At 38.4% G+C, this 17,738-nt stretch carries 19 protein-coding genes, 1 pseudogene and 2 riboswitches; of the genes and pseudogenes, 6 read left to right on the forward strand and 14 right to left on the reverse strand.

Annotation, left to right across the window (positions count from 1 at the left end; all coding sequences use genetic code 11):
• Positions 1–103: 103 nt before the first annotated feature.
• From cobJ to ACRX5O_RS05050, 14 genes are all read right to left on the reverse strand, one after another.
• Positions 104–1,681, reverse strand: coding sequence for a precorrin-3B C(17)-methyltransferase (gene cobJ / locus ACRX5O_RS04985; RefSeq protein ID WP_433904916.1), 1,578 nt, complete (start codon positions 1,679–1,681; stop codon positions 104–106).
• Positions 1,682–2,395 carry a HoxN/HupN/NixA family nickel/cobalt transporter gene (locus tag ACRX5O_RS04990; RefSeq protein WP_433904917.1) on the reverse strand — a complete coding sequence of 238 codons (714 nt, stop codon included), beginning with the start codon at positions 2,393–2,395 and terminating at the stop codon, positions 1,682–1,684.
• A 3-nt stretch (positions 2,396–2,398) separates the two neighbouring features.
• On the reverse strand, positions 2,399–2,782 hold the full coding sequence (locus ACRX5O_RS04995; RefSeq protein ID WP_433904918.1) for a (2Fe-2S) ferredoxin domain-containing protein: 384 nt from the start codon (positions 2,780–2,782) through the stop codon (positions 2,399–2,401).
• 111 nt (positions 2,783–2,893) lie between these two features.
• A riboswitch (cobalamin riboswitch) is annotated at positions 2,894–3,081 on the reverse strand.
• A 136-nt stretch (positions 3,082–3,217) separates the two neighbouring features.
• Positions 3,218–3,410, reverse strand: a riboswitch (cobalamin riboswitch).
• Positions 3,411–3,628: 218 nt separating this feature from the next.
• A complete protein-coding gene (locus ACRX5O_RS05000) occupies positions 3,629–4,861 on the reverse strand; it encodes a multidrug effflux MFS transporter (RefSeq protein WP_433904919.1) in 1,233 nt (410 codons plus the stop codon).
• Positions 4,862–5,145: 284 nt separating this feature from the next.
• Positions 5,146–5,499 (reverse strand): putative zinc-binding protein, encoded by a 354-nt coding sequence (locus ACRX5O_RS05005; protein ID WP_433904920.1) that lies wholly within the window; start codon positions 5,497–5,499, stop codon positions 5,146–5,148.
• 548 nt (positions 5,500–6,047) lie between these two features.
• Positions 6,048–7,232: a GTP-binding protein gene (locus ACRX5O_RS05010; protein WP_433904921.1), complete on the reverse strand. Its 1,185-nt coding sequence runs from the start codon at positions 7,230–7,232 to the stop codon at positions 6,048–6,050.
• Between the two features lie 261 nt (positions 7,233–7,493).
• On the reverse strand, positions 7,494–8,222 hold the full coding sequence (gene tatC, locus ACRX5O_RS05015; protein ID WP_433904922.1) for a twin-arginine translocase subunit TatC: 729 nt from the start codon (positions 8,220–8,222) through the stop codon (positions 7,494–7,496).
• Positions 8,223–8,283: 61 nt separating this feature from the next.
• On the reverse strand, positions 8,284–8,472 hold the full coding sequence (locus ACRX5O_RS05020; RefSeq protein WP_433904923.1) for a twin-arginine translocase TatA/TatE family subunit: 189 nt from the start codon (positions 8,470–8,472) through the stop codon (positions 8,284–8,286).
• Positions 8,473–8,489: 17 nt separating this feature from the next.
• Positions 8,490–9,020, reverse strand: coding sequence for a Rid family hydrolase (locus ACRX5O_RS05025; protein WP_433904924.1), 531 nt, complete (start codon positions 9,018–9,020; stop codon positions 8,490–8,492).
• A gap of 25 nt (positions 9,021–9,045) precedes the next feature.
• A complete protein-coding gene (locus ACRX5O_RS05030) occupies positions 9,046–10,668 on the reverse strand; it encodes a flavin monoamine oxidase family protein (protein ID WP_433904925.1) in 1,623 nt (540 codons plus the stop codon).
• A 425-nt stretch (positions 10,669–11,093) separates the two neighbouring features.
• Positions 11,094–11,543, reverse strand: coding sequence for an SRPBCC family protein (locus ACRX5O_RS05035; RefSeq protein ID WP_433904926.1), 450 nt, complete (start codon positions 11,541–11,543; stop codon positions 11,094–11,096).
• Positions 11,540–11,884 carry a MerR family transcriptional regulator gene (locus ACRX5O_RS05040; RefSeq protein WP_433904927.1) on the reverse strand — a complete coding sequence of 115 codons (345 nt, stop codon included), beginning with the start codon at positions 11,882–11,884 and terminating at the stop codon, positions 11,540–11,542. Before ACRX5O_RS05040 ends, ACRX5O_RS05035 begins: the two co-directional genes overlap by 4 nt.
• 101 nt (positions 11,885–11,985) lie before the next feature.
• A complete protein-coding gene (locus ACRX5O_RS05045) occupies positions 11,986–12,636 on the reverse strand; it encodes a YdeI/OmpD-associated family protein (protein ID WP_433904928.1) in 651 nt (216 codons plus the stop codon).
• A gap of 187 nt (positions 12,637–12,823) precedes the next feature.
• Positions 12,824–14,353 carry an MDR family MFS transporter gene (locus ACRX5O_RS05050; RefSeq protein WP_433904929.1) on the reverse strand — a complete coding sequence of 510 codons (1,530 nt, stop codon included), beginning with the start codon at positions 14,351–14,353 and terminating at the stop codon, positions 12,824–12,826.
• Positions 14,354–14,560: 207 nt separating this feature from the next.
• On the opposite strand from ACRX5O_RS05050, the gene ACRX5O_RS05055 reads away from it, so the two are divergent.
• The 6 genes and pseudogenes from ACRX5O_RS05055 (at position 14,561) to ACRX5O_RS05080 (ending at position 17,726) form a co-directional block, all read left to right on the forward strand.
• Positions 14,561–14,983, forward strand: a complete 423-nt coding sequence (locus tag ACRX5O_RS05055; protein ID WP_433904930.1) for a BlaI/MecI/CopY family transcriptional regulator — start codon at positions 14,561–14,563, stop codon at positions 14,981–14,983.
• A 149-nt stretch (positions 14,984–15,132) separates the two neighbouring features.
• A complete protein-coding gene (locus tag ACRX5O_RS05060) occupies positions 15,133–15,837 on the forward strand; it encodes a M56 family metallopeptidase (RefSeq protein ID WP_433905199.1) in 705 nt (234 codons plus the stop codon).
• A gap of 61 nt (positions 15,838–15,898) precedes the next feature.
• The gene (locus ACRX5O_RS05065; protein ID WP_433904931.1) at positions 15,899–16,297 is read left to right on the forward strand and encodes a DoxX family protein; all 399 of its coding nucleotides are present in this window, start codon (positions 15,899–15,901) and stop codon (positions 16,295–16,297) included.
• A gap of 27 nt (positions 16,298–16,324) precedes the next feature.
• Entirely contained in the window at positions 16,325–16,486 is a 162-nt protein-coding gene (locus ACRX5O_RS05070) for a hypothetical protein (protein WP_433904932.1), read from the forward strand.
• Between the two features lie 15 nt (positions 16,487–16,501).
• Positions 16,502–16,831, forward strand: a pseudogene (locus tag ACRX5O_RS05075) (thioredoxin domain-containing protein); the annotation flags it as partial.
• A 118-nt stretch (positions 16,832–16,949) separates the two neighbouring features.
• Positions 16,950–17,726, forward strand: coding sequence for a TerC family protein (locus ACRX5O_RS05080; RefSeq protein WP_433904933.1), 777 nt, complete (start codon positions 16,950–16,952; stop codon positions 17,724–17,726).
• Positions 17,727–17,738 lie beyond the last annotated feature (12 nt).

A 17,738-nucleotide genomic window follows, 5' to 3' on the forward strand; every position in this document is an offset into this window, starting at 1 on the left:
TTTGTAACGGTCTTCATCAACCAAATGAAGACCGTTACATCCTAAAATCAACTCACTAATAACCTTCATATATAAATATATAGAAACTGCAAGTCCTCTCTCTCTAATCTCCACATGGTGCGGGCTCAATTTTTAACGATGGTGATACGTCTTGAAATTCAAAGCCGCACACGTACTTCACACGCTTAAAGAATTTATGGAAACGCTCGTTCGGATGCCCATTTTTCTTGTACTCTTGTACGATTTTCTCAACTAGTCCAACGATTTCGTCCGAAGCAATCCCTTCTGCGACAATTTGTCCGGAGTGTGCGTTTCTTCCGATTGTTTTTCCACCTAAAAATAAATCAAAGGCACCTTTTCTAAATACAATGCCAATATCTTCACGAACCGCACCAAAGCACGCCATTCCGCAACCGTTAAAGCCGATTTTCAGTTCTTTTGGTAGTTCCATTCCACCAAGTTTTGCTTGTAACGACTCTGCATAAGGAATGCTATCCTTCTTTTCTCCTTCACAAAAATCGCAGGCCTTAAGTGTCAACACATCGCCAACAGGGGCAAGAAGAAAACCTACTTCTTCAAGTTCACTTACAACAAGATCTGGGTTAGAGGTTGGAACTTGAAGTTTAATATGATGATCCTGGCTATACTCCATGCTTCCGTCATCTCCAACGATCTCAGCTAGTGTGATCATTTGCTTCGGGGTAAATCTTTTGTTTGCAACACCCGGACTAACTGACACTTCAAAGATTGATTGAATGGGTTGTTGGATGTACGCTTTTGGTTGATTGCTTTCGCCTAATATCAGCTGTAATGCTTCATCCGCAATTTCTCTAGACGTATTAGCCACCTCCACCTGCTCTAATGCCCATGGCTCTGCTTCCTTTTTCAATCGTTGATGTGGCTTCAATGGTTGTTCCTTTTGGCTCAATGTATACTTTCGTTGGTAACCTCTTGGGGTAATCATTAAGTCGTCGTAATAGAACGTCGACGAGTTTCCAATTAGCACCGTTGTTAACATGCCAATCTCGTGATTCAGCATGTCTTCTAATGTGGTTCGCATAATACTTTGACGATCACGATAAGCACTTTTCACAAGTCCAACCGGTGTCTCTGGCGATCGGTATTTTAATAGTATCCGTTGCGCCTCAACAATTTGTCGGGTTCTTCTCCCGCTCATTGGGTTGTACAAAGCAATCACAAAATCGGCTTGAGCAGCAGCTTCAATTCTTTGTTCAATCAAGCTCCAAGGTGTCAGATGGTCGCTTAAGCTGATCGTGCAGGCATCATGCATGACCGGGGCACCCAATAGCGAAGCACATGAATTGATGGCTGATATCCCTGGAATCACTTCGACCTCAACACCCGTGTCTTGCTTCCAGCCTTTTTCCACCAATACTTCGTACACAAGGCCAGCCATTCCGTACACACCCGCATCTCCACTAGAGATCACTGCCACTTTTTTTCCGAGCTCGGCCTGCCTCACTGCCTCTTGAGCTCTACTTACTTCTTCAGTCATCCCTGTACTGATGATTTCTTGACCGTCTAGTAATCCTTCAATCAGTTCCACATACGTTTTATAGCCAATGATCATATCACTTTCTTGTAGAGCTTTTTTTGCCCGGTCCGTTATATGCTCCTCACTTCCGGGACCAAAACCGATGACTAACAGCTTTCCTTTCAATTACGCTCCTCCTTTCATTAGTTCCACCATCATAAAAATTCCGAGTACTAGGCTATAGGCGCCTGTTACCGTGCCTAATAGTAAAAACAGCTTGTCTTTCACTCTAGCTTTCATAAATCCCCATGATAAACAGAATGTAATTCCTATCGTAGCGATGAGTAACCCAATGACAAATAAAGTCAGTTGAATAAGGGCGACGGTTAAATTATCAAGCCCTATCGCATTAGAAATAATCGCGATTTGCGTAGGGCTTTCTACACCAATGCCGTGAAGAATGCCAATAATAAACGCTCCAATGGCACCGAGCTTTGTAGGTGATAGTTGATTCGTTTTTGTTCCTGATGTCACCTTACTAGCGATGTTGCTGAAAAACTCAACGACAATTCTTAGTCGACTTTTATACTCGTAATCTTTCTTTTGTTGAAAAATTGACCAAATAATAAACATTCCGAGCAAAATAAGGGTGAAGCTAACGAGCATTTCTAGTATTTGCTTCGTTGTATCTGGAAGGTGTAAACCAATATAAATAAATAACACTCCAATAACCATTACAATCATTCCGTGCCCAATCGCATACATCACACCAAGAGTAAGTTGTTTCTTCTTTTGCTGCTCACTGCCAACCATGTCGGCAATCGCTGCTACATGATCTCCGTCGATCCCATGCCTCATGCCAATAAAAACAGCAAGCAGAGCAAACATGATAAATTCCATAGGTTATACCTCTTCTTTCACTTTTTTCGAAATTCCCTCAATACTATCTGAGTTTTCAGGTGCTACGAAGCCTTCCTGGTTGTATGTATAAATAACGGATTCTTTTAGTATCTTTCCTTGTCCGATATGACTCCGAACGATTTCTCGTCCCATGTCCTCTGTAAGTGCTTTATACCAGGTGCCTTCTGGATACACGATGGTGACACAAGCATCCTTGCATCTTCCATTACATCTCGTTCTTGTTGTATGTACTTCGTCGTCTAACTCCAACTGTGTAATTTCATCACGAATCGCTTGCGTTACTTCTTCTCCCCCTTTTCTCATGCAACTACTTCCATTGCAAATCAAGATGTGATGCTTTGTCCCCTTTAAATTCCATGTTGTCATGTTTTCCACTCCCTTAAATTTATCTAATAAAAAAAGCACCCCTACAAATAGAGGTGCATAAGAACATACGGAAGGTATATCTTCTACACATCTACCTATAGTCCCGTAGGTATGTGACACACTTTATAGGAAGGTCTCCTGGCTTTGGTTCCTTGCTTTTGTTACGTCTTCCCGATTTTACTCAGTGACCATTTGTAACAAAGCTCCCCAATACAGTGGCGGGTACCGCGACGGCTTTTCACCGTGCTTCCCTTTTAAGCAAAAGATTTTTCTTTTGCACCTATTAAGTAAACTATGAAGTTATCAACCCAAAGAAAGATTTCCATAAAAAAATCCGCTCACAGGAATGAACGGATGAAACGAAAGCATGAAAAGACAAACAGAAATACGGTCCCTTCTCACCATCGAAACACCTTCTCTATTCCCGGAGAAACTGAAACGTTTAAAAGTAAGACAGGTTTCCTGACTCGTGCTTCTTCCTACTCTAAGACCTTCCCATATTCATACGAATCACATATGTACACAGTGGTATTCTTATTTCGTCCACACTTACAGTTGCGGGTACAGCTCTGGATTTTAACCAGATTCCCTATTAAGCCATCTTGGCATCTTAACTTTTTGGAAAACTATTCAATTAAGTTAGATTCTATATTAGATGAATATTTCTTATTTTTCAACTACTTATATAACGAACACGACAGATTTCCTACTGAAACGGAACCCACATGGCGTTCTAAGTATTAGATGTTTTTATTAATTTAACTTCATACACATGCTCGTAATTTAGTAATTTGAATGATATCTTTAAAAGAAAAGACGCTACCCTTTTTGGATAGCGTCTAGATATTATACTGAGATTTTCCCAGGTTCTTCGATAGCTGGTTTTACGACGGAAGCCTTTCGTACGAAAAGAAAATACGAAAGAAAAGCTAAAAAGCTAGCACCAAAGATTATGGATCCCATCGGAATGGCAGAATTCTCTCCTGCAATGCCTACAAGTGGTGATGAAATAGAGCCTAGGATAAATGGTAGTAACCCTAGTAAGGCCGACGCGCTACCTGCAATATGCCCTTGTGACTCCATGGCAAGTGAAAACGATGTAGTTCCAATAATCCCGATCGAGGCAACGAAGAAGAAGATAGGAATAACAACCGCAATTAAAGGAGCCTTTAGTAATAACGCAACAAGAAGAATGGCACCTGATACATTTGAAATGGTCAGACCTATGACTAAAAATGTCTTTTCAGATATTACGTCTACGAACTTCCCTACTGCCTGACTTCCAAGAATCAAGCCAATTCCGTTCAAACCAAATAATAAGCTGAATACTTGTGGTGAAACTCCATAAATATTTTGATACACAAATGGAGTACCAGAAACATAAGCAAAAATTCCGGCCACAATAAATCCTTGTGTAAAGGCATATCCTGTAAACTGACGATCTTTTAATAAAGTTCCAAAGTTCCTAAATGTTTGCCCAATATTACTTGGTACACGCTTCTCTGTTGGAAGTGATTCTTCCAGCTTTGAAAATACGGTAAAAAATAAAACTAGACCGACAACACTTAAAACGACAAATACTCCCGTCCAATTCGTAAAGGCTAGAATCGCGCCACCTGCAACAGGAGCGATAATTGGACCTAGATTACTTACTAATGTTAATAACGCAAAAAACTTCGTTAATTCTCTTCCGCTAAACTTATCACGAACGACCGCTCTCGATATAACGATCCCGCCTGCTGCTGAAAAGCCTTGCAAGAAACGAGCAGCAATAAAGAAATAAATATTCGGAGCAAATGCACAAATGGCAGAGGCAACTAAATACATAATAAGGAATATTAATAGTGGTTTTTTCCGTCCCTGCACATCACTCATTGGACCGATAATCAATTGCCCCAGTCCTAAGCCCAACAAACAAGAAGTTAAACTAATTTGTACGAAGGATGCCGTTGTACCGAACTCTTCTACAATAGTCGGAAAAGAAGGCAAATACATATCGATGGTAAACGGACCTAAGATCGCCAGAGACCCTAGAAGCAATGCCAGCTGTAAACGCTTTGTACCTGTTAAATTGTTCAAGTTCCTCTCGCCTTTCATTTAAAAATAAAGATTCATAATTTCCTAAGATTGTAACTTTACCATTCTATAACATTGCATTGCTAAAGTAAATTGTTTCGGTCGTTGAAATATATAATAATTTTGTGGTTTTATTCAATAAGATTTGTATGCGTTTACATTGAAATGATAAGAGGTATTGTTCCTTGTTTTGTGGTGGGATCTAGTTTGGGTCAATAGCTGAAGCGTTTCGTTTATCGATCTAAAAGAAAAAAGGATATGTTCCTTTTGAACATATCCTTTATTGATTAAATAAGCTCTACTATTCTCTCATAAGTCTCCATAAACACATCTAAGTCTGGGTCTTCCCCTTTTTTCTTTACCACATTAAAATTGGAAAGTTCAAAATGATGGGTTGGCTGAACCTCGTGCCTTGCGAGGCAGTTTTTCGTGCAGGCCAACGGACAGCCATCAATGGCGATGATCTCCCTGCCCGATTTTGCCGTTTTTACTAGTGGTTTTACATCTCCCCCCACACCGGCAATGCACGACATTTCAGCAATGTCCTCCCGATCCATTTTGATTGCGATTAAGTTTGCGGTTTGTGCGGCTGAAGAACAGCCTGAGCATGAATATACCAACGGCAAATGTTTTCTTTTCAACAGAATTCCTCCTTTACAGTCCTTTTTTCAAACTGTTCTGATTTTTATTTACTGTAAAGGAAATGTTTGTTGGATTCTGTGAAAAATGTTACTTTTATTATGCTAATTTAATAGGGATTCGGATAAATTTGATATAAAAACTATGAATTTTTCTGTCAAAAGCTATTTGATAATTAAGTTTTTGATAAGATATTTGCAATTCTATTGTTATACTTGCGATTTTTGAGATTTATTTGCTATTCCAAAAATATATTTGCTATTCTAGAAATATTTTTGCGATTCTCAAGTTTTTCTTGCGATTATTATGATTTATTTGCTATTTTGCTCCATTACTTGCGTTTCCAACAAAAGAAAAAAGATCAGTCCTATTACTTAGGACTGATCCCTACTATTACATTTGAAACAATGTCGATTTTTCAACTGCAATTTCTTTAATCTTCTGATTTGCTGGCTTTAGCAAAGTGCGCAGCGAGGTTAATAAATTATGTACCATTCGATATGAAACGGGAAAAGCCCTTTCTTTCTATATAAAAGAAAAGGCTTTTTATTTAGAGCGAAAATGCAGGAATCGGGTCGGACAGATTTCTCCAATCCGTTTTCATTTCTTCGTCCGTTAGTAGACAGTGATCAAGAGACGTTTCTATTTCGGTATAATTCATATCTACTCCTATTAGAACGAGCTCGGTCATACGATCTCCATATTCTTCGTCCCATCGTTGAAGAATTTCTGGCTCATCTTTTAGAATTTGCTCCATTTCCTGATTTGGATAGGAAGCAATCCATTCTCCGGCACCTTGGATGATAATGGATGGTCCAGCTTGGGACAGGAGTCCGGTCATATCATTTCGTGTGGCGAGCCAGAAAAATCCTTTTGCTCGAACCACATCTTCTGGCCAATTCTCTAACCATTTATTCCAGCGCTCAGGATGAAAAGGCCGTTTTCTTCGGTAGACAAAGGAAGAAATTCCGTATTCTTCTGTTTCAGGTGTATGTTCCTCATTTAATTCCTTGATCCACCCTGCCCCTTGGCTAGCTTCTTCAAAATCAAACATATCCGTGCCTAAAATAGTATCAAGCGGAATGCGGGAGTGTGAACTTTCTACGATTGTTGCATCTGGATTCAATTTATGAAGGACGGCTTTTAATTCTCTTACACTTTCTGGATCAACTAAATCTACTTTATTTAAAACAAGAACATTCGCAAACTCAATTTGGTCTATTAACAAGTCCACTACTTCTCTTGTATCCATCTCATCTGTTCCCTGCTTTCGGTCCATTAAGCTCTCTCCAGAAGAGAAGTCATGCCAAAATCGATTCGCGTCAACTACGGTTACCATCGTATCAAGGATTGTTTGTTCTGTTAAGTTAATCCCTAACTCTTCATCAACATACGTAAAGGTTTGTGCAACGGGAATCGGTTCAGATATCCCAGACGATTCAATCACTATGTAATCAATGTTTCCTGCTAGAACCAATTTTTCCACTTCAATCATTAAGTCTTCTCGTAACGTACAGCAGATACAACCGTTTTGAAGTTCCACCAGCTTTTCTTCTGTTCGTGAAAATCCTCCCTTTTTCACTAAAGAGGCATCAATATTTACTTCACTCATGTCATTTACGATAACAGCAATTTTTTTATTTTCACGGTTAGTCAGAATATGATTTAAAAGAGTTGTTTTTCCAGCACCTAAATACCCGCTAAGTACAGTGACAGGGATTTTATTCTTGTTCAATTTTTTCCACTCCTTAGTTTAATTAATCGAAATCATTACGATTTAAGTTGTATAATGAAGCCAACAATTTTCTTATCTAGCTCCAACATAAAACGTAATGATTCTGATTTATATCATACATAACCCCTTTCTATTTAGCAAGATTTTTATATTTGTCTGATTATCCTGTCTAATTAATTTTTTATTAGCTAACCTAACCACCTCTCAGTTGCAGCGATATTAAATACAATTAAGATGCCTGGCAAATACCAGGCATCTTTCTCAACTTGCCTCTTCAAAAAGGACTCTTTCATTTTTCCGATACATATATTTAGATACACTTATTCCTAACTCATATAGTGACACTAGTGGAAGAAAAACAATTATCGTTGAAATAAAATCTGGTGGAGTAACCAATGTTGATAGAATCATTAAAATGAAGTAAGCTATTTTTCGTGCTTTCGCCAATATCATAGGATTTATAATGCCTAGACGTGTTAGTAACATAATGAGAATTGGCATTTCAAACAAAAATCCGATAGGCAGCGTCAAGTTTAATAGAAACTTAAAGTATTTTTCAGCCGTGTACATCGTATGTAAATGATCACCTGCTAAATTGGTAAGAAACGTCAGAACACTTGGGAATAAGATGTAATAGCCAAAACACAGTCCCATAAGAAAGAAGATGATTAAAACGGGTAAGAAGATATATAATGCTTTTTTTTCGGATGTTTGTAAGCCAGGAGAAACAAATCTCCAACATTGATACACAGCAACCGGTGTTGTAAAAACAAGCGCGAAGGATCCTGCTAAAACAAAGTAAATCCACATAATATCACTAGGCCCTAAAACTGTAAGTGTTTGCTCAACGGAGTGAACAATCCAATCGTAGATACGATCCACAAAAATAAATCCTGAAAATAAAAGGATCACAAAGGACACTAACACGTAGATGAGCCTTTTCCTAAATTCCTCTGCATGTTCTAACATAGGCATTTTAAATTCTTCCATTCACTCACATCCCTTTTAAAGGTAAGAAGATGCAAACAAGTGTTTACATCTTCCCCTCACATTAATTCTTAAGTTCTTTTGCCTTTTGTTCTTCCGAATCTCCAGCTACTAATTCCCTTGTTGAATTTTTAAACTCAGTAAGTGTTCTACCGAATGCACGTCCAATTTCAGGGAGCTTTGAGGGACCGAAGATGACAAGTGCTATGACCAAAATCAAGATTAAACCTGGTACTCCAATATTTTGTAGCACATAAATTCCCCCTTTCTTTACTTGTAAGCGACAAACGCTTCAATTTCGATTAACCAATCAGAATTAACGAGACTGTCTACTCCTACGGTAGAACGTGCGGTTTTCACTGGATTGTCTTCTGTGTTAAAGAATTTTGCATATGCATTGAAAAAACCTTGATAATCTTGGGTGTTTCCTTTGTTTGGATCAGGTGTAATGTACACACGCAGGTAGGTGACATCTTTAAGTGAAAGCCCTTTGGCTTCTAATTGAGTCTTAAGATTGTTAAAAATTCCAATCGCCTGAGTTTCTGTGTCACCGTATCTTTCATAAATTGTCGAACCGTTTCGGTTTAATACCGGAGGAACCGTTCCACTAATCCAAAGCTGATTAAATTGACTAGGGACGGAAACAGAACTAGAAATAGATGAAGTGGGAGTTCCAAAAAATGCGACCTTATCGGTTTTTAAGTCTGCCTTTTCAGAGCCAGCAAAAGCATACGCCCCTACCATTAGGCTTGTCCCAAATACAATGGAAGCAACTACAGATTTAGATTTTGATAGTTTCATAAATTCATCTCCTTTTCTCTATTTATTAACCAGCCTTTACTTTTGAATCACTTTCTTTTAATGTTCTTTCATGAATTTGAGTAACAGCTACTCGTGCAGACTCAAAGGCTCCCGCCATCCATGCTGTTAGATAGCTTAGATGTTCACCAGCCAGATAAATTCGTCCTTGTGGCTGATTTAGAATTGGATAGTAATTTTGACGATCTGATGCGGTGTAGGATACCCAACCTCCCTCATTGTATTTGATTTTATGCCATGCAACCGAGAACGAGTTCTCAAACTCACTCGTATACGACTTATGTATTTTTGCCCCCTGTGCTAAAGCATGCTTTTCACGTTGAGCAATGGTCATATTGCCTAAATCTAATGCTGCTTGTCCAAAATTATAGTATCCAATCACCACACCTTTTTGTGACAAATATCCATATGACGGATACCAGATTTGGTTAATGTCCATATTGGTTGTCGTCATACCGCCCATAATTCGATCTTCTGTTTCCCAGAAACGATTCTTGAATTGAAATCCAATTTTACCTGTCGGGGCATAACTAATGTTTTTCATGGCATTGATCATCTCAGGAGAAAAATCTGCTGGAATATTTTTCAATACTGATAACGGGATTGTGCAGATACAATAATCTCCTGTCATTTCTTTTGTTTTCCCATTTACTTTGTACACTACCCGGGCTCCATCAGTGGTTTGTCTAATTTCCTGAACCTCAGCGCCAAATGTAATCTTCCCAGGTAATTTTGCTTCCAACGCTTTTGGAATACTATCCATTCCACCGACTGGTTGGAACACCATCATTTGCTGATCGAACGAGTATTCAGAACTAATATGATTCATCATCCCAGATTCTAGTATTTGGCTAAACTTATAGGGTGTGCCTACCGTTCCTGGATTCAAACCAGCACCTGGTAATTCGGTATACCCACGATAGCTAGTTCCGGTATATTTTCTACTAGAGTTTAAGGATCCATCACGGGTTAAGTAGGCTGTTAATCTTTCAATATCTTGAGACGTTAGATTTTCATCTAAGGCCGTTTGATTGGCAGCTTTGCTAAGGAGTTCAGCTACATATCCGCGAGTGTCAGCTTTAATCTCTCTCTTTCGAATTTTTGTATTTGAAAGTGGACCCACATTCTCTTGATAATAATAAGCGGCTTCATTGACATTCGTGAAAGCTTCCAACTCTACTCCGATCTCACGACAATAATCGATGGTCACATGATGCTGAGGAATCCTGGCAGGCCCTGCATTCATATATTGACCCTTATCAAATTTAGAAACTTGTTTAACCCCATTAATTTCTGTTTCTCCTGTTCCCCCACGAACCGTCCAGTTTCTGCCTCCCGTTCGGTCACGTGCTTCAAGGATATGGACATCGTAGCCTGCTTTACTTAATTCATAGGCTGAGGCGAGTCCCGCAATCCCTGCTCCAAGGATCACTACTTTTTTCCCCATTTTGTTCGCCATAACGAGGTCGCTCTTTTTTGGAGCATTAAAAGATGCGGCACTCGCAAACATGGAGCTACCTAGTAAACCTAAGGAATCCATTGCACCATAGACAGCAACCGCTCCACCAACTTTACCTACTTGGTTTAAAAAATCTCTTCTAGTTACTACTTTGTCTAGTTTCTCTGTCAATTTCATCGACTCCTTTCAGGTTTTTACTACAGAGCCATTGTAAAACTAATAATTCAGAAAATAAAGATAACTTGTCAGGTATACTAACATGGTTTTCGATTAAAATACCATAATTGGTAATATAGACCTTTTTTCTCTTTTTTAAAAATGAGTCGAAAAGAATCTTCATTGTGACTGTAAGCCCAATCATTTTGCAGAGTGTTTTCAGGATAATTGGAGTATAATGTTTTTGTAGATTGGTAAGTGGTAGGGAATAATATTTAAGAAAAACAATTCGGGAAATAAAATAGGAGCTTTAGATAAAAATAAAAAACTTCCCTTTTAAGAAGGAAGTTCAGTTGTACAAATGTTATACATGTGTATTTGTCTGTGGAACAAAAATAGCTTTCATTCTGATAAAGTTTCCACTTTCAGCTCAGCAGTCTTTATTTCATCGCCTCCGCCTGCACCCGCTCTAAAAACTCCATCACCACATCATGATTGCTCTTCTTCCCAGCAAGCTTAAGCATCGCTCTTCCAACAAAGTTGACTCCTTTGTTCTCCCCTTCGTAAATCAATCTTGTGTGGGAATCATCTACTTTTATTAGTGTAAAAGTAAGGGTAACTTCAAAGGCTTTTCCTAAAACAAACTGAATTTGTTTTTTCTTTTCCTCTTGCGTATTTTCGTAAATGAGTGTTTCCACTATATAGGTTTCTAGTCTTTTCCCCTCTCGATACGTTTGTCGATGCTTGGCTCCTGCTTCCGTTTCACTTTGTTCAATTAAGATATGTTCTTCTACTTTAGGCATGATTCTCTTGATGTTTTTATCTGAAAATAAACTCCATACCGTTTTAATATTGGCAGTAATCACTACTTCTTCCTTCCACTGTATCACTTGGTTTCCTCCTTGCCTGATGCTAAAAATCCATCTATTTCTTCTACTTGCAACTGAAGTTCGTTAATTTGCTTTAATATATTTCTTTTCTTTTGGACTAATAGTGCTTCTAGATTCGCAAAAGATTCGTCCTCCATCACGGAAATCATCTCTTGGATAGTGAATCCTAATTTCCTAAGCTTTGTTAATAGAGTGGCTAAAAAGATACTTCCATCATCATAGTAACGATAATTTTTTTTTGGATCTATAAAAGCGGGCTCTAGTAGCTTCACCTCTGCATAATAACGAAGCGTTTCCTTGCTTAATCCTGTTAACTCCGCAAATTCACTGATTTTATACATTTCGTCCTCCCACCCTTAGGATAAACTGTGGGGTGCACAACCTGGTCAATTATTTTTTCTAAAAAAAACGAATGAGCACCTCTCTCATTCGTCATTCTTTCTTATTTCTTCTGTTGTTTATACAAATCCATAGTTTTAAAGCCTTGTGAAAGGACTTCGACCATTTCCCCGCGGCGCTTGTCTCTTGTTTGTTGCTGTTTCGCAGAAAAAATGTATCTTGCCCAGTCTTTTCGATATCCCGGAGTCAAGCTTTGGTAAAACGCAAGCTCATTGGGTGTTTCTGCTAATAATGCTTCCACATCTGTAATATTGTCCTCATAATCAGCCACACATTGACTGGCAGCAGGAGTCTTTTTTACCTTCTTTTTCTCACGCTTTAACCCTACGACGGTGAACACATCGTCCATACTAACCATGCGTCCAAATTTAATATCACTGTCTCCAATATAACCGTCCTCCCCTACACTCATCGCAGGAAAGATATCGTCTCTATGTACATAGGTACTATATCGTTTATTCCCCTTTTTCGGATAGGCGAAGAAAAGATAGCCCTTTTCAAGTAATAATTGATCCTTAATGATTTGTTGTGTATGAGCGACCATTTCGTCCAGCGTTTCAATAAAAATGAAAATCGCATCATGATCTTTAGTTAACTCCGTAGGATAACTTGTAAACACATCATAATCACTTGGTTGATTAATAACAGCCATATTTGTGTATTTATCTAGTTTTAATTTATCGACGATTGACATAGTTGGCTCTCTTGCTCCTTCATGAATAAGTCTATTTTATTTTATCAATAGTAAATAGTAATTTAAAACTCTAATATAGTTTTCTGACATCGAAATGTTCATACTATTTCCGCTCCCTAGTTACAATCACTACCAAATATATCATACTATTTCTTCAAAAAATAAACACCTTCTAAAGTGAAGGTGTTTACAAGTGGTCCTTTGATTGACTATACTCTACGGACTCACTTAACCGCTCTTTTGACATGAAAAAGGCAGCGAGCATTGCTAGGGCGGATGGAATAAGAGCCCACATAAACGTATATGCGATCGACGATGACAAGAGATCGGTGATTTTATCTAATATGGGTCCTGGAATTTGTGCACGTGCCTCTTGGGAGAGCAGTTCTCTCGGGTCATTTGACATAGATGGATTCACTCCTCCACCCATCCCAGAAAAAGTTTCCTCCAGACTAGAAGTGAATTCATTTCTTTGTAGGATTCCAAATACCGTTATTCCCAATGTCATCCCTAATGAACGAACAAAGGAAACGGTTGAGTTAACAGAACCACGTTGAGACGGTTCAAAATGATGAATAGCTGCATTTGGTAGAACGGAAAAGGTTGCTCCAATACCTAGACCGGTAATAATCATATAAATGGTTACGGATAAACGACTTGAATTACCATCTAATGTGGTAAGTAAAGTCATCCCCACTAAAAGGATGATAGAAAAAAAGACTAAGATTGTCCGGTATCTTACCTTATTCATCAAAAATCCACCCATTGTCGCCGAAACAACCGATCCAAGCATCATCGGTAAAAGGACGAGGCCCGAGTTGGTTGCCGTCCCACCTAATACGCCTTGAATATAGATTGGGATATAAACGGATGCGGTAATAAACGCCATTCCACTAAATAGACCAATAACATTACTGGTTGTAAACAAACGAACATTAAACATGGGGAAAGATATAATAGGCTCAGCGACTCTTCTCTCAATAAGTATAAAAATGATAAAAAGAACTACAAAGGATGTAAACAGTCCAAGGATAACAGAAGAATCCCACGCATATTCATTCCCGCCTAACTCCAGTGCAAACATGACGCTAACGATAGCACCTACTAATGTGAGAGCCCCCCACCAGTCGATTCTTTGCTTCTCATGAACAGCGGACTCTTTGTAAAAAAACGCGATAAAAGCAAAGGCCAAAATCCCAATCGGAATGTTCACATAAAACACCCATTCCCAGCTAATATAATCGGTAATATAAGCACCTAAAAGCGGTCCGAAAATACTAGAGAGTCCAAACACTGCACCAAATAATCCTCCTAATTTCCCGCGTTGCTCGATCGAAACCGTATCAAACATAATCGTAAAGGCAATCGGAATCAAAGCCCCTGCCCCAATTCCTTGAATGGCTCGATAAATACTTAATTGTGTAATCGTGTCTGCTGTTCCACATAAAATCGACCCACCTAAAAAGACGAGTAACCCAAAAATAAAAAATTTCTTCCTGCCAAACATATCCGAAAGCTTTCCGAAAATGGGCATACCTGCCATCTCTGCGACCATATAGGCGGAAGTCACCCATACAAACTTATCAAATCCTCCAAGCTCACCAACAATCGTTCCCATGGCCGTTGCAACGATGGTATTATCCATAGATGCCATCAAGATACTTAAGAGAAGCCCAGCAATCACAAGTTTTAAATGGCTTTGTTTTAATTGTGTCATTTATGAATTCCTTCTTTCGTTTGTACAAATTATTCCATTTATACATTACTAAACTAATTTACCATAAATTGTTTGCATCATATAGCGAATGATTGTAAAACTTCCGTGTGCTTTTATCGACATCTTCCCTTTCTCTTTAAATTAGGATGTTTTTCACTTGATTATCTTTTCATTTCACACTACAATCAGTAGTGGAAGGTGATCAGCTTGTCTATAAAGCGATTTAAGTATAATGAGGAAGGACTTTCTCGTTTCTTTGGTCCGTTAGAAGCAAGAATTATGGAGCTTTTTTGGAACAGTGATCAAGGTGAATTCAGTATTAAAGAAGTACAGCAAATCCTTGATTCTGAAAAAAATATCAACTTTAATACCGTCATGACGGTCATGAATCGACTGGTAGATAAAGGGGTCCTAAAAAAACGAGCAAGTGGCCGTGTTTCCCTATTCAGTCCTATTCAAACGAAAGAGGAATTTTTGGAGGAACAGTCCAAAAAACTGACCGAAAATTTACTCGATGAATTCGGGGGTGTTGTGATCAGTCACATGATTGATTCCCTCACCGACGTGGATGAGACGTTATTAAATAAACTCGAATTAAAAATTCAACAATTAAAAAAGGACAAGTTATGATGTGGTGGAAAAAGAAATCACTCTACTTACTTTTACTAAGCCTTGGGTTAGCAACACTCATATGGGTTCAAATGGGAATGTTTCTTACTCATTTGATTTTTGGAACACAGCTAAAAATGAACTTTTTTAAATTTTGCTTAAGCTTATTTATGGAAGATTCCTTTTATTATTTTTTAGTTATTTTTCTCGTTAACACCCTTCTCACCTATATTTTTTTAATAACCATAATAAAAATAGGTAGACAAGTAATCGTATCTAAGAGGTTTTCTAGGCGATTATTGGAATGCAAGGATAACGAGTTAACCTCGTTGATACGAACTACGTATGGTCATAACGAAAATTTGATTGTTGTCAAAAGTGATTCCGTACTTGCCTTCACCATGGGGTACATCAAACCCACGATCGTTCTATCAACAGGATTAATCCAGATGCTTGAAAATGATGAGTTAAGAGCAGTAATCGAGCACGAGACTTTTCATAAAAACAACCATGATCCGTTAAAGGTCTTTATGTTAGAGCTAATTGCCCAGTCCTTGTGGTTTATTCCGCTAACCCAATGGTGTCAACAAAACTATAGTATCATTAGTGAAATACTTGCTGATGAGTATGCGGTACGAAAAATGGGGTCAGAAATGGAGCTAAGCTCGGCATTAATCAAGCTAATTAAGTACCATGTTTCATTAAAGGACACCCCTTCTTTGGTTCATTTTTCTGGTGGTTCCATTAACTTTCGGCTTCAGCAATTAGTTGAACCAAACGAAGCGATCCCGATCAAGCTGACTACAAGAAACATCTTCATTTCTGTTCACGTGTTACTTTTTTTCATAGGCATGGTTTTACTCACCACTGCCTAATATTTTTTTGGTTTTACACTACATTATGTAGTTTTAATTTATATGAGAGGAGAATGAATCAATGAACAAACACGAAATAGGAGCCCTGCTACTAAGGGTTGTGCTAGGAATTACCTTCTTTGTCCATGGTTTAGCCAAACTACAAGGAGGAATTGAAAATACGGCTGGATGGTTTTCTAGTATGGGACTGCCAGGAATACTTGCTTATGTAGTTACTGGTATTGAGCTTATTGGCGGTGTTGCGTTAATCGTTGGACTAAGAACGAAAATTGTATCTGCCCTCCTTGCACTTATCATGGTAGGTGCTATTGTAAAAGTAAAAATTGGTGCAGGTTTTATGGGAGGATATGAATTAGACGTTGTTTTACTAACTATCGCTGTCTTTTTATCAATAACCGGCAGCTCTATGTACAGCCTGGATTCAAAAATCCCAACGAAAGAAACTCAAGCTCAACTATAAAGACTAGGTTATGGTGTAACAATGAAAATGAAACGATTATTTAGCTTATTAGCCTTCCTCCTTCTCTTAAGCGGTTGCGGAACAGAGAAAATGGATGGCAAGCTGGCTTTGCTTGACCAAGATAACAAGGAAGTCACCTTCCCGCAAGAGAAACCAACACTATTCTTTTTTATCACCACATACACCTGAACACACTGCCAACAGCAGCTGGTTCAGCTGCATGAAAATATTTCACAGTTAGAAGATTTAGATGTGAATATGTATATTGTAAGTGGCGATACTCCTGATCAACAATTGCAGTTATATCAAGCTATTGTAGACATGTTTGGGAGTAGCATCTCTTTCATATCTGACCCTGAGCTAGAATTGATCGATTTATTTGGTATGAAAAATGGTGACATGGCTTATAGAGGCTATGGAATGTTAAATAGTGATGGTGAGGTCGCGTTTCATACGATTAACGACCTTTGGGGTGAAGAGTTTGACAAGACCTTAAAGGAAATTAAAATAGAGTATCATTCACTTGAAAAATAAACCTTTTACCGCAGGAGCTCCTGCGGTTTTTGCCTTGTAAGAACAGTATATTAATTTTAATTAAAGCCAAAGTAACAAATAGTAGGTTGTTATTTTGAGGATTAGGAGTTGAACTGATATGGACACCGCTCTATTACTCGAATATCTTTGGGTTTTAATTGTGTTAATCGGATTAGAAGGGATTTTGGCAGCAGATAATGCATTAGTCATTGCCATAATGGTTAAACATTTACCGGAAGAAAGAAGGAAAAAAGCCTTATTTTACGGTTTAGCCGGTGCATTTATCTTTCGGTTTGGTTCGTTGTTTATCATTTCTTTTTTAGTCGATGTATGGCAGGTCCAAGCGATCGGGTCTCTTTACCTTTTGTTTATTTCTCTCAATCATATCTTTAAGAAGTTTGTTTTAAGAAAAGGAGAAAATAAGAAAACTGGAGATGAAAAGCAAGGTTCAAGTTTCTGGATGACAGTTTTAAAAGTCGAGTTAGCCGATTTAGCGTTTGCTGTAGATGCGATTTTAGCAGCCGTAGCGTTTGCTGTTGCCCTGCCAGAAACCCCACTACCTCCTATTGGGGAATTGGATGGTGGACAATTTTTAGTTATTTTGGCAGGTGGAATTATCGGTTTAGTAATCATGAGGTTCGCCGCTAATTTCTTTGTAGGAATTCTCAATAAAAAACCTGGGATAGAAACGGCTGCTTTCTTTATCGTCGGTTGGGTTGGTGTTAAATTGGCAGTATACACCCTTGCTCATCCTGATTTAGGATATCTACCAAAGGCATTTCCAAAATCAACAGAATGGAAACTAACCTTTTGGTCGGTATTGTTATTAATTGCCGTTTTGGGTTGGTTTCTTTCTAAGGAAAAAGTCGCTGAGGAACCGGGGAAGGTTAACTAGTAAAAATAGCAG

This window comes from Robertmurraya mesotrionivorans (assembly GCF_050971805.1).
GTDB lineage: Bacteria > Bacillota > Bacilli > Bacillales > Cytobacillaceae > Robertmurraya_A.

Bases quoted from the DNA above. Each gene is read 5' to 3' on its own strand.
- ACRX5O_RS04990 (WP_433904917.1), bottom strand. From the start codon at position 2,395: ATGGAATTTATCATGTTTGCTCTGCTTGCTGTTTTTATTGGCATGAGG.
- ACRX5O_RS04995 (WP_433904918.1), bottom strand. From the start codon at position 2,782: ATGACAACATGGAATTTAAAGGGGACAAAGCATCACATCTTGATTTGC.
- tatC (WP_433904922.1), bottom strand. From the start codon at position 8,222: ATGGAAGAATTTAAAATGCCTATGTTAGAACATGCAGAGGAATTTAGG.
- ACRX5O_RS05025 (WP_433904924.1), bottom strand. From the start codon at position 9,020: ATGAAACTATCAAAATCTAAATCTGTAGTTGCTTCCATTGTATTTGGG.
- ACRX5O_RS05040 (WP_433904927.1), bottom strand. From the start codon at position 11,884: ATGTATAAAATCAGTGAATTTGCGGAGTTAACAGGATTAAGCAAGGAA.
- ACRX5O_RS05045 (WP_433904928.1), bottom strand. From the start codon at position 12,636: ATGTCAATCGTCGATAAATTAAAACTAGATAAATACACAAATATGGCT.
- ACRX5O_RS05050 (WP_433904929.1), bottom strand. From the start codon at position 14,353: ATGACACAATTAAAACAAAGCCATTTAAAACTTGTGATTGCTGGGCTT.
- ACRX5O_RS05060 (WP_433905199.1), top strand. From the start codon at position 15,133: ATGGAAGATTCCTTTTATTATTTTTTAGTTATTTTTCTCGTTAACACC.
- ACRX5O_RS05065 (WP_433904931.1), top strand. From the start codon at position 15,899: ATGAACAAACACGAAATAGGAGCCCTGCTACTAAGGGTTGTGCTAGGA.
- ACRX5O_RS05070 (WP_433904932.1), top strand. From the start codon at position 16,325: ATGAAACGATTATTTAGCTTATTAGCCTTCCTCCTTCTCTTAAGCGGT.
- ACRX5O_RS05080 (WP_433904933.1), top strand. From the start codon at position 16,950: ATGGACACCGCTCTATTACTCGAATATCTTTGGGTTTTAATTGTGTTA.